This window comes from Streptomyces sp. NRRL F-5122 (assembly GCF_001507435.1).
Classification (GTDB): domain Bacteria; phylum Actinomycetota; class Actinomycetes; order Streptomycetales; family Streptomycetaceae; genus Streptomyces; species Streptomyces lannensis.
Genome location: NZ_LMWH01000059.1, coordinates 94151 through 106629, shown reverse-complemented (window position 1 = coordinate 106629; position 12479 = coordinate 94151). Strand labels below are relative to the sequence as shown.

Here is a 12479-nt window from a genome sequence, read left to right as displayed (position 1 = left end):
GCACACTCAGCCCAATCGGACCCCGTTGCTTGTGCGTTGAACGAGCTTTGCGAGGTTCGCGGGGCGTGCGGAACGGGGCGAGCGGTGACGGACCGTGCTCAGCCGGTCGCCTGGTAGGTCTGCTCCGCCTGCTCGTACAGGCGGGTCACCTCGTCGCGTTCGGCCTCCGGACCGCGGACCTGCACCACGTGGTAGCGGCCGCCCACGGTGACGACGAGATTGCGCACGAACAGCTCCCGGCCGTCACCGTCGGTCCAGGTGAACTGCCCCTCGACCAGGGTCCGTCCGCCGACGTCGATGCGCCGCATCCCGCTGGAGGTGGCCCAGGTCGAATCGCGGAACGGCTGCAGTTCGGGCTCCGACTCCCGCTGGTAGGACAGCGGATCCGTGCCGTACGTGGCGGTGCTGTCGCGTCCGGGCACGACGATCAGCTCGAAGTCGCCCCGGGAGTAGACGACCTGGGAGCGCCCGTTCTTCGGCGTGCGCTCCCATCCCTCGGCCACTGCGACACGGAAGCCCTCGGGGTCCTCTCGCACCGTGAAGCCCTGGGCGGCCTGGCCCCCGCTCGTCTGCGTCTCCGCCGAACCGGCGGTCGGCGAAGGGCTCTTGGAACCCTCCCGGCCGGGCCGCCCGGCGGCGCTCGTGGCGGACTGCCGTGGGGCGGGGCCCACTTCACCGGCGGCGCGGGTGCGCTCCCCCACCGTGCCGCCGCCGCGGCTGCCGGAGTCGGCCTTCGGCATGAACACCATCGCGTACGCGAGCGCCGCGGCCAGTGCGAGCAGGATCAGCAGAAGCAGGGTGCGGCCGAGTCTCCGGGGCCGCGGTGGCCGGTCGTCCCTGACCCGCCTGTGACGGGCGTGGGTGGTCGCGGGAACCCCGGCGCGACGCCTGCGGACCAGCTCGCCGCGGCGGCGCACGATCGGCAGTCGCCCGGGGTCGACCGGCGGCGCCGCGACGACATGCGCGCCCGCATCCGGCTCCGGGGCGGATCTGACGAGGGAGCGCAGCCAGCCCCGCAGTTCCTCGAAGTCGGGGCGGTCGATGGGGTCCTGACGCAGCAGCGACTCCACGACAGGGCGCAGCGATCCGCACTCCTCGGCGAAGGCGGGCGGTTCCGCACAGACGAGCTGAACCAGCTCGGCGGTGTTCTCCTCGGGGTAGGGCGCGTGGCCCTGGACCGCACGGAACAGCAGCGCGCCCAGGGCCCAGAGGTCGGTCGCGGGCCCGATCGGCGCGGCCAACTGCCAGTTCTCGTGCACCGGTCCGGCCTGCTCGGGCGCCCACCGCTCGGTGACGGGCCCGACGACGGCCATCCGCGCCTGCCGCGCGCGCTCGGCGGCCAGTGCGGTCGCGGGGCCGCGGTGGTTCCACTGGGTACCGGGAGCGGCCGGGGCGGCGCCGGGCACTCCCGCGGCCGCGGTCTCGTACGGCCTGCCCGTACGGGAGCCGGGGGCGGCGTACGGGCCGCCGCCCTCTCCCTGCGGCGCGGAGGTGCCGCCCGGCAGCGCGGCGTGCCCCCGGCCGTCGGTCACGGGCGCCGCGGGACGTGGGACCGCGCCGTGCCAGGACGTCGTGCGGCCCACTCCATAGGGGTCGACGATCTGCCCGGGCGGGGTGTCGGTGCGGCGCTCCACCACCTCCCCGGACGCCTGGGACGGTGCCGCGGGGCCGGTGCCGGCAGTACGGGGTCCGGGCAACGCCGTCCGGTCGCCGCGCTGTTCCTCCTGCACCCGGGCCGCGGCCCGCGCGCCCGCGCGGTACGCAGCGATCGCCCCGGCCCGGGCCGCGCGCACATCTCCGGCGGACTCCAGCGCATGGGGTCCCGCCGCGGGCACAACACCATCGGGGATGCCGGCACCGGGCGCCGTGCCGCCCGCCCGCGCTTCGATCGCGGCCCGCCGCGCGGCCTCCGGGTCCATGCCCTGCGCGGCCCCGCCCACGGGCCCGTGCGTACCGCCGGTGGGCCGCCCACCGGGACCTCCGGCTGCGGGACCGCGGTCCGCCGGGGCACCGGGCCGGGAGCCGGGGGCGTCACCGGCCCCGGTCGTGGTTGCGTCGGCCTGCTCGGACTCCCGTGGTGGCACCGGGTCGTAGCCGCACAGCGCTTCCTCCGCGGCGCCGGCCGCCAGACCGGTCAGGACCACGCGTCCGTCGTCGCAGACGAGGACCGTGCGCGCGGTGATGTTGCGGTGCACCCAGCCGTGGGCGTGCAGCACGCGCAGCGCCATGAGGACGTCGGAGGCGACCTCGGCGGCCCGGTACGGCGTCAGCGGGCTCTGCCCGAGCAGGTCCTCCAGCGGACGTGCCGCCACCAGTTCGCTCACTATCCACAGCGAACCGCCCTCGGCGAACACGTCGAAGACCTGGTCGAGCCGGGGGTGGTCGGGTATCTGCGCGGCGGCCTGCGCCGCCTCGATCGCACGGCGCACCGCGGGTTCGGCCGGCCGTCGTGTGGCCGCCGTGCGGGCGGAGGCGCCCCGGGACCGGCCCTCGCGCGCCACGAATCCGTCGGGCAGTCCGTCCGCGCCGAGCACCTCGGCCTCGACCACCTCGGGCAACGGCACCTGGCGTACCAGGACTTCCTGACCGCTGTAGGTGTCGAAGGCGCGTGTCTCGGCCAGTTCGTATTCATCGGGGGGTGGCAGCGGCAGGCGGTAGCGGTCGGCGAGTACCCGACCCGCATAGTCGTCCACGATGCCTCCCCCTGCCGCCCGGTTGGTCAATTCCGTTCGCCTTGCGTCCCGTTCTGGATGCGTACGGTCCGCAATCCCTCACGATACGTGCCGGAGGCAACCGGCAACCCGGGGATGTCATATCTCCCCGCCACACAACCGCGTCGAACATCAGCGCGATGCGTGGAACGTCACGACTTGGGGCGGAAGGTCTCCGTCAGCGCCTTCCAGGTGTCCTTGCGCGGATCGCCGTCCCAGCCGGACGCCTTCGCCGTGTACAGCAGTGCGTAACCCTGGTGCGCGTTGACGACGAACCCGCGGTCGATGACCCGGTAGGCGGTGCCTCCGTCGGAGTACGAGAACTCCCAGTCGGCGGTGTTCCAGCCGCGGTAGTCCACCTTCTCGATCCGGATCCGCTTGTACTGGGAGCGCGTCATGTAGCGCTCCTGGTTCTTCCAGTCGGCCACCGGATCGTCCTTGGGCGTGGACGTCCAGGCGACGAGCAGCCGCTGTCCGTCGGGGCCGGTGAAGCGGTCCCCGGCGGAGTCCGACGAGCTGTACTTCCAGCCGTCCGGCAGCCCGATCGAGTAGCCCTGACCGCCCTTGTACGGCGTCGTCGCCTCGTTGTCGTCCGACGGGGCTGACGGGGCGCTGCCGCTCGCACTGGCGCTCGCCGCCGGCGAACCGCCCCCGGTGTTCTGCTCGTCCGGATCGCCGGTCGCGGTGCCGCTGTCCGTGTGCGAACCGTCGTCCTTGGTCCCGCCGCCGGCGGTGGCCTCCCCGGACACGGCCGACTTGGCGGCCCCCTTCTTGCTGTCCTGCGAGCCGCCGTCACCACCGTGGAGCGCGATCGCGAGCACCGTCCCGAGCACGGCGAGGGCCACCACGACGGCGACGATCACCAACGTGCGCTTCGGCACCACATCGGTGATCGGGGCCCGCGGCGGCTGGGCCGGGCGCGGCGGCCGGTCCGGGTCGGGCACGATGGGCCAGCCCGAACTCGGCTTCGCCGTACCGGAGTCCGATCCGACGACGGCGGTGGTGTCCCTCTCGCCGGACGAGGCGTCCGCCGGACGGGGCACACCGGGCGTCCCGGCCGCGGGCGCCGCCGGGCTCCCGGACGACGCGGCCTCGGACGTCTCGTCGTTCGTGGATCCCGAGGTCCTGGACCGCGCAGCCGTCGCGGCGGCGGCCGTGGCCGCGCCGGCCGACACCGCGGCCTTGCGCACGGACCTGAGCGCCCCGCGCAGCCGCTCGGCGGCCTCCTCACCCCGCTTGGCGGGCTCCGGGCTGTCGGCCCCCGTGCTCGCAGGCCCCTCGGGTGCCGGCGGCAGGGCCACGACCCGGGTCGCGTCGGCCGGCTGCGCCTCCTTGGGATCGGGCGCGTGGATGACCTCGGCGAGCATCGCCCGCGCGCCCCGGTCGTCCAGCCGCTGCTGGGGATCCTTGGCGAGCAGCCCGTAGATGACGTTCTTCAACGGGCCCGCGTGCTTCGGCTCCTCGACCGGTTCGGTCATCACCGCCGTCAGCGTGGCGATGGCCGATCCCTTGTCGTAGGGCGGCACGCCCTCGACCGCCGCGTACAGCAGTCCGCCGAGCGACCACAGGTCCGCCGCCGGGCCCGGCTTGTGACCGCGCGCCCGCTCCGGCGAGATGTAGGAGGGCGCGCCGACGAGCATGCCGGTGGAGGTGATGGACGGGTCGCCCTCGACCTGCGCGATGCCGAAGTCCGTGAGAACGACGCGGCCGTCCTCGGCGATCAGCACGTTCGACGGCTTCACGTCGCGGTGCAGGATGCCCTCGCGGTGCGCGGCGCGCAGCACGTCGAGGACCGCGAGCCCGACCTCCGCGGCGCGCTTCGGCTCCAGCAGGCCGTCCTCGCGGATGACCTCGGCGAGGGACTTGCCCTCGATCAGCTCCATCACGATCCAGGGCCGGTCGTCCTCGTGGACCACGTCGAAGACGGTCACCGCGCCGTTGTTGCGGATCCGGGCGATCGCCTTGGCCTCACGCAGCGTGCGTGTGATGAGCCGGCGCTTCTCGTCCTCGTCGATGCTCGAGGGGAACCGCAGCTCCTTCACGGCGACCGTGCGGCCCAGGGTCTCGTCCTTGGCGCGCCACACGGTGCCCATGCCGCCGCGGCCGAGTACATCCCCCAGCCGGTAGCGCCCGGCGAGGAGACGTTCGCTCTTGTCCTGACGGGGTGTGCCCGCCCGCTCCGCCTCCGACATGCGTCCCCTCATGCAACCCGCCCTGACAGAGCCTCCATTGTCCCTCACGCACGGACCGTCCAACGCCCAGGGTGCCCCTGATCCTGCGGCTCGCCCCGCGCCCGAGGACGTCCCTCCGGACGGACACCGTGCCGTCGAGGCCTCGGGGTGCGCCACGGTGCCCGGCACGGGCCGCCGTCACGCCCCTGCCCCGCCGCCGGAGCCGGTGCCGCGCGGGCCCTGCCCGACCCCGTCACAGGGTCGTCCTCCATGATGGGCCGCGACGAGGAAGGAATCCGATGCCGCTGCGCCGGACACCCCGGACCCGGACCCTATTGGGCGTACCGGTATGCCTGGCGCTGCTCGGAATCGCCCCGGGCGGCTCGCAGGCCCGCCTGCCCGCGGAGACGGACGTCGTCCTGCCCCGGCTCGCGGTGGCGGCCCGCGCGCCCGCGGCCTCGGCCGCGCTGCTGGCCCGGGACGGGACGGACTCGCGCTTCGCGCACGCCGGTCCCGGGATCGCCCGCGCCGACCACTTCCGCGCCGGCAGCGTCACCAAGACCTTCATCGCCACGGTGGTGCTGCAACTGGCCGCCGAGCACCGGCTGTCCCTGTCGGACTCGGTGGAGGACCATCTGCCGGGACTGGTACGCGGCGCGGGCAACGACGGCCGCACGCTGACCCTGCGCGCCCTGCTCACCCACACCAGCGGCCTGGCCGACTTCACCGCGGACACCAGGGGCCTCGTCCCCCTGACCCCGCTCCAGGCCGTGCGCATCGCGCTCGCCCACCCGCCGACCGCGCGGGGTCGCTTCGCGTACTCCAACACCAACTACGTCGTGCTCGGCATGATCGTCCAGCAGGTCACCGGTCACTCCTACGCCGTCGAGGCCGAGCAGCGCATCATCGCTCCCCTCCGGCTGACGGGCACGTCCTTCCCGGGCAGCCGCACCGCCCTTCCCGCGCCGCACGGCCGCGCCTATGCCGCCGACGGGTCCGACGTCACCGAGCTCGACCCCCGCGTGGCCGGGGCGTCCGGCGAGCTGGTGACCACGCTGGCCGATCTCGACCGCTTCTACGCGGCCCTGCTCGGCGGCTCACTGCTGCCCAGGCGCCAGCTCGGCGAGATGCTCGACACCCGCGCCGCACAGGGCGTGTACGGCATGGGGCTCTATCCGGAGAAGCTTTCGTGCGGCACGACGGTGTGGGGACACGACGGGCGGATCTCCGGCAGCTATGTGCGCAGCGCGGCGACCGTCGACGGCCGACACGTCCTCACCTTCCGTGTCGACACGGACGGATTCGAGGACCCCGGACTGGAACGGTCCCTGCTCACGTCGGAGTTCTGCCCCCGCACCTTCTAGAGCGGCCCTGCTCGCGGGGGCCGTCCCGGACCGCCTCACTCGTCCGGGCGATCCGCTCCGCGCACGGGGGTCCGATCCGCGGCGGCTGTGAGCGGACTGGTGTCCGTCTACAGCGGCACGATGTCCGGTGCGCCGAGCCGGGCCGCGTCCGCCGTCAGGTCGTCGGGCTGCCGCTGCGACTCCCGCTCCGCCTCAACCCGCTTGTCGTAGTGCTCGATTTCCCGTTCTATCTGGTCCCGGTCCCAGCCGAGCACCGGCGCCATCAGCTCGGCCGCCTCCCGGGCGCTGCGCGTGCCGCGGTCGAACGTCTCGATGGAGATGCGCGTCCGCCTGGTCAGCACGTCGTCGAGGTGCCGCGCGCCTTCGTGCGAGGCGGCGTAGACGATCTCCGCACGGAGATAGTCGTCCGCCGCCCGGAGCGGCTCGCCCAGCGAAGGATCGGCCACGATCAGGTCGAGCACCTCCTCGGCGAGCGACCCGTAGCGGTTCAGCAGATGCTCCACCCGCACCACATGCAGGCCGGTGCGTTCCGCAATCCGCGCCCGCCCGTTCCACAGCGCCCGGTAGCCCTCGGCGCCGAGCAGCGGGATGTCCTCGGTGACGCACTCGGCCACGCGCCGGTCGAGGCCGCGTACCGCCTCGTCGACGGCGTCCTTGGCCATCACCCGGTAGGTGGTGTACTTGCCGCCCGCCACCACCACGAGACCCGGCACCGGGTGGGCCACCGTGTGCTCGCGGGACAGCTTGCTGGTGGCGTCCGACTCCCCGGCGAGCAGGGGCCTCAGGCCCGCGTACACGCCCTCCACGTCGTCCCGGGTGAGCGGGACCGCGAGCACCGAGTTCACATGCTCCAGCAGATAGTCGATGTCCGCGCTGGAGGCCGCCGGATGCGCCTTGTCGAGGTTCCATTCGGTGTCGGTCGTGCCGATGATCCAGTGCCTGCCCCACGGTATGACGAAGAGGACGGACTTCTCGGTGCGCAGGATCAGGCCGGTCGACGAGCTGACCCGGTCCTTCGGTACGACCAGATGGATGCCCTTGGACGCCCTGACGTGGAACTGCCCCCGCTCGCCCACCATGGCCTGGGTGTCGTCCGTCCACACCCCTGTCGCGTTCACGATCTGGTGGGCGCGGATCTGGTACTCGCCGCCTCCTTCCACGTCCTGCACCGTGGCACCGACGACCCGCTCGCCCTCGCGCAGAAATCCCGTCACGCGCGCGCGATTGGCGACCTTCGCCCCGTACCAGGCGGCCGTGCGGACCAGGGTGGCGACATAGCGGGCGTCATCCATCTGCGCGTCGTAGTACTGCAGGGCGCCGACCAGCGCGCCCTTCTTCAAGCAGGGCGCGATGCGCAGCGCGTGACTGCGGGTCAGGTGCCGGTGCAGCGGAAGGCCGCGGCCGTGACCGCGGGCCATCGACATGGCGTCGTAGAGCGCCACGCCGGAACCCGCGTACAGCCGCTCCCAGCCCTTGTGCTGGAGCGGGTACAGAAAGGGGACCGGCTTCACGAGGTGCGGGGCCAGACGCTCCAGCAGCAACCCGCGCTCCTTCAGCGCCTCGCGCACCAGCGCGAAGTCGAGCATCTCCAGGTAGCGCAGGCCGCCGTGTATGAGTTTGCTGGACCGGCTGGAAGTGCCGGACGCCCAGTCACGCGCCTCCACCAGGCCCGTGGACAGACCGCGTGTGACGGCGTCCAGCGCGGTGCCGGCGCCGACCACTCCCGCGCCCACCACCAGCACGTCCAGCTCGCGCTCGGCCATCGCCGCCAGTGACTCGGCGCGTTGCGCCGGCCCCAGTGTCCCTGTCCTCACCGCTGCCTCCCGCTCAGTCGCGCTGGCCACACCCGTCCGGCGAAGCCCGGCTCATCTCCCCATGCCCAAAGTCTGACCGTGATGCCCGACTTCGGCCACCACGCACCCGCGGCCTGTGGACGACACTCATGGAAACGCGCCACGTCAATCCCGCAAATCGGTCATATTTACTCCTAGTGTGACATTGCGCTCCCTCATTGTGTCCACAGGGCTTGCGCACCACATCCGACTCGGCTAGAGAGAAGGACGGCCCACTCCATGCCCGCAGATCTCGCCGTCATCGGACTCGGCCATCTGGGCCTTCCCCTGGCCCAGGCCGCCGTCGCCGCCGGTATCTCCACGCTCGGGTACCGGACGGGGCCGGAAGCCGGTTCCCTCACCGCCGCCGAACTGCGTCGCATGCTCTCGCGGGGATTCCGTCCGACCACCAACCCGGCCGAACTCGGCCGCGTCCGCACCGCCGTCATCTGCGCGCCCGCCCAACGCAGCGCCGACGGCACCATCGACCTCGGCCAGGTGGAGGCGGCCGCCCGCACCCTCGCCGAACAGCTGCGCCCGCACACCACCGTGATCCTGGAGTCGCCGGTGCCGCCCGGCACCACGGAGCAGTTCCTGCGCCCTCTGCTGGAGGAGGGCTCCGGGCTGCGCGCCGGACGCGACTTCCACCTCGCCTGCTCGCCCAGCCGGGTCGATCCGGGCAACCGCGAGTTCGGGGCCGCCAACACACCCAAGGTGATCGGCGGTCTCACCCCCGCCTGCACCGAGTCCGCCGCCACCTTCTACGGACGCCTCACCGACAAGGTGGTACGCGCGCGTGGGCCCCGCGAGGCGGAGACCGTGCAGGTACTGGAGACGAACTACCGTCAGGTCAACATCGCCCTGGTCAACGAGATGGCGGTCCTCTGCCACGACCTGGGGGTCGACCTGTGGGACGTCATCCGCTGCGCGGAGACCAAGCCGTTCGGTTTCCAGGCCTTCCGCCCCGGCCCCGGCACCGGCGGCCACGCCGTCCCGCAGGACTTGGCGGGTCTGACCGGCCGCACCCTGCGCATGGTCGAGCTGGCGCAGCAGGTCAACAACCACATGCCCCAGTACGTCGTCCAGCGGGCCGCCACCCTGCTGAACGAGCACGGCAAGTCGGCCCGCGGCGCCCGTGTCCTGCTGCTGGGCGTCACCTACAAGCCGGACCTCGCCGACCAGCAGGGCTCCCCCGCGCCCGAGATCGCGCTGCGCCTGATGCAGTTGGGCGCCTCCGTCAGCTACCACGACCCGCACGTCCCCGCCTGGAGCGTCCTGGACCGCCCGATCCCGCGCGCGGACTCCCTCTACGAGGCGGCGGCGGGCGCCGACCTGACGATCCTGCTCCAGCACCACCGCACGTACGACCTCCAGGGCCTGTCGGTGAAGGCGCAACTGCTTCTGGACACACGGGGCGCCACGCCCACCGGGGCGGCCCATCGGCTGTGAACCGGACGCGTGCTCGGCGCCCGTCCCCGATCGCACCCCGCCCGCGACATCGGGCACGCGAAGGGGCCCGTCCACCCCGACGGGTGGACCGGGCCCCTTCAGTGCTTAGCGCGCGGTGCGACGTCACCTCACCGCTTGTGCTGCGAGTCCGCCACCGTCACCTCGACCCGCTGGAACTCCTTCAGTTCGCTGTAGCCGGTGGTGGCCATGGCGCGGCGCAGGGCACCGAAGAAGTTCATCGAGCCGTCCGGGGTGTGCGAGGGGCCGGTGAGGACCTCCTCGATGGTGCCGACCGTGCCGAGGTCGACCTTCTTGCCGCGCGGCAGCTCCTCGTTGACGGCCTCCATGCCCCAGTGGTGGCCCTTGCCGGGTGCGTCCGTGGCACGGGCGAGCGGCGAGCCCATCATGACGGAGTCGGCACCGCAGGCGATCGCCTTGGGCAGGTCGCCCGACCAGCCGACGCCGCCGTCCGCGATCACGTGCACATACCTGCCGCCCGACTCGTCCATGTAGTCGCGCCGGGCCGCCGCCACGTCCGCGACCGCGGTGGCCATGGGGACCTGGATGCCGAGCACGTTGCGCGTGGTGTGCGCGGCGCCGCCGCCGAAGCCGACCAGCACACCGGCCGCGCCGGAGCGCATCAGGTGCAGGGCGGCCGTGTAGGTGGCACAGCCGCCGACGATCACCGGGACGTCGAGCTCGTAGATGAACTGCTTCAGGTTCAGCGGTTCGTGCGAGTGGGAGACGTGCTCCGCCGACACCGTCGTACCGCGGATGACGAAGATGTCCACGCCCGCGTCCACGACGGCCTTGGAGAACTGTGCCGTGCGCTGCGGGGAGAGCGCGGCCGCGGTCACCACCCCGGAGTCGCGCACCTCCTTGATCCGCTGCCCGATCAGCTCCTCCTTGATGGGAGCCGCGTAGATCTCCTGGATCCGGCGGGTCGCGGAGTCGGAAGGCAGCTCGGCGATCTCGTCGAGCAGCGGCTGCGGCTCCTCGTACCGCGTCCACAGGCCCTCGAGATTCAGCACGCCGAGGCCGCCGAGCTCGCCGATGTGGATGGCGGTGGCCGGGGAGACGACCGAGTCCATGGGGGCGGCCAGGAAGGGCAGCTCGAAACGGTAGGCGTCGATCTGCCAGGTGATCGAGACCTCCTTCGGGTCCCGCGTACGGCGGCTGGGGACGACGGCGATGTCGTCGAAGGCGTACGCCCGGCGGCCGCGCTTGCCGCGCCCGATCTCGATCTCAGTCACGTCTGTGGCCTTTCCCTGATGCGTTTCAGCGTCTTCCAGTATCGCCGACGCCATTGCCGGAGGGCGCCCCGGACGTACGGCGAGGGCGGTCCCGGAAGCTCCGGGACCGCCCTCGGACGCCGTCTCGCCCGCGTGTCACACCCGCTCCACGCGGGCGTGGATCACTTCTTGCCGCTGTAGTTCGGCGCCTCGACCGTCATCTGGATGTCGTGCGGGTGGCTCTCCTTGAGGCCCGCGGAGGTGATCCGGACGAACCGCCCCTTCGTCTGGAGGTCCGGCACCGTCCTGCCGCCGACGTAGAACATCGACTGGCGCAGACCGCCGACCAGCTGGTGGACCACCGAGGACAGCGGGCCGCGGTAGGGCACCTGGCCCTCGATGCCCTCGGGGATCAGCTCGTCGTCGGAGGCGATGCGCTCCTGGAAGTAGCGGTCCTTGGAGAAGGACTTGCGGTCGCCGCGGGACTGCATGGCGCCCAGCGAGCCCATGCCGCGGTACGACTTGAACTGCTTGCCGTTGATGAAGAGCAGCTCTCCGGGGGACTCCTCGCAGCCGGCCAGCAGCGAGCCCAGCATCACCGTGTCGGCGCCGGCGACCAGGGCCTTCGCGATGTCGCCGGAGTACTGCAGGCCACCGTCGCCGATGACCGGGACGCCGGCCTCCTTGGCGGCCAGCGCCGCCTCGTAGATGGCGGTGACCTGGGGGACGCCGATGCCGGCGACCACCCGGGTGGTGCAGATGGAGCCGGGGCCGACACCGACCTTGATGCCGTCCACGCCGGCGTCGATGAGCGCCTGGGCGCCGTCGCGGGTGGCGATGTTGCCGCCGATGACGTCGACGCCCGAGGAGTTCGACTTGATCTTGGCGACCATGTCGCCGACCAGTCGCGAGTGGCCGTGCGCGGTGTCGACGACGATGAAGTCGACGCCCGCCTCGATCAGGGCCTGGGCACGCTCGAAGGCGTCACCCGCGACACCCACGGCGGCGCCGACGATGAGGCGGCCCTCGGTGTCCTTCGCCGCATTCGGGTACTGCTCGGCCTTCACGAAGTCCTTGACCGTGATCAGGCCCTTGAGGACGTTCTCGTCGTCGACCAGCGGAAGCTTCTCGATCTTGTGGCGGCGCAGCAGCTGCATGGCCTCGTCGCCGGTGATGCCCACCTGACCGGTGACCAGCGGCATCGGAGTCATGACCTCGCTGACCCGGCGCGAGCGGTCGCTCTCGAAGGCCATGTCGCGGTTGGTGACGATGCCGAGCAGCTTGCCCGCCGGGTCGGTGACCGGGACACCGCTGATGCGGAACTTCGCGCACAGGGCGTCCGCCTCGCCGAGCGTGGCGTCCGGGTGGATGGTGATGGGGTTGGCCACCATGCCGGACTCGGAGCGCTTGACGAGGTCGACCTGGTTGGCCTGGTCCTCGATGGACAGGTTGCGGTGCAGCACCCCGACGCCGCCCTGGCGCGCCATCGCGATCGCCATCCGCGACTCGGTCACCTTGTCCATGGCGGCGGACAGAAGCGGGATGTTGACCCGGACGTTCTTGGAGACGTACGAGGCGGTGTCGATCTCGTCGGGTGCCATGTCGGACGCGCCCGGCAACAGCAGCACGTCGTCGTAGGTCAGCCCGAGTGTCGCGAACTTCTCGGGCACTCCGTCGACGTATGCAGTCATGACACCTTCCCCAAATGGCCTTGATCGGT

At 72.3% G+C, this 12479-nt stretch carries 7 protein-coding genes; 2 read left to right on the top strand and 5 right to left on the bottom strand.

Annotated elements, in window-relative coordinates:
* Positions 1 to 98 precede the first annotated feature (98 nt).
* Together ADL25_RS09580 and ADL25_RS09575 are read right to left on the bottom strand one after the other, a co-directional pair.
* Entirely contained in the window at positions 99 to 2693 is a 2595-nt protein-coding gene (locus tag ADL25_RS09580; RefSeq protein ID WP_059127226.1) for a protein kinase, read from the bottom strand.
* A 170-nt stretch (positions 2694 to 2863) separates the two neighbouring features.
* On the bottom strand, positions 2864 to 4903 hold the full coding sequence (locus ADL25_RS09575) for a serine/threonine-protein kinase (RefSeq protein ID WP_059127225.1): 2040 nt from the start codon (positions 4901 to 4903) through the stop codon (positions 2864 to 2866).
* Positions 4904 to 5181: 278 nt separating this feature from the next.
* Between ADL25_RS09575 and ADL25_RS09570 the strand changes: the two genes are divergently transcribed.
* Positions 5182 to 6246, top strand: coding sequence for a serine hydrolase domain-containing protein (locus ADL25_RS09570; RefSeq protein WP_059127224.1), 1065 nt, complete (start codon positions 5182 to 5184; stop codon positions 6244 to 6246).
* Positions 6247 to 6353: 107 nt separating this feature from the next.
* Here ADL25_RS09570 and ADL25_RS09565 read toward each other — a convergent pair whose 3' ends face one another.
* Positions 6354 to 8060 (bottom strand): glycerol-3-phosphate dehydrogenase/oxidase, encoded by a 1707-nt coding sequence (locus ADL25_RS09565; RefSeq protein ID WP_079050264.1) that lies wholly within the window; start codon positions 8058 to 8060, stop codon positions 6354 to 6356.
* 258 nt (positions 8061 to 8318) lie between these two features.
* On the opposite strand from ADL25_RS09565, the gene ADL25_RS09560 reads away from it, so the two are divergent.
* Positions 8319 to 9527: a nucleotide sugar dehydrogenase gene (locus tag ADL25_RS09560; RefSeq protein WP_059127222.1), complete on the top strand. Its 1209-nt coding sequence runs from the start codon at positions 8319 to 8321 to the stop codon at positions 9525 to 9527.
* A 128-nt stretch (positions 9528 to 9655) separates the two neighbouring features.
* Here the strand turns inward: ADL25_RS09560 and ADL25_RS09555 are convergent, their stop codons facing one another.
* A complete protein-coding gene (locus ADL25_RS09555; RefSeq protein WP_059127221.1) occupies positions 9656 to 10780 on the bottom strand; it encodes a GuaB3 family IMP dehydrogenase-related protein in 1125 nt (374 codons plus the stop codon).
* Positions 10781 to 10941: 161 nt separating this feature from the next.
* Entirely contained in the window at positions 10942 to 12450 is a 1509-nt protein-coding gene (gene guaB / locus ADL25_RS09550) for an IMP dehydrogenase (protein ID WP_059127220.1), read from the bottom strand.
* Positions 12451 to 12479 lie beyond the last annotated feature (29 nt).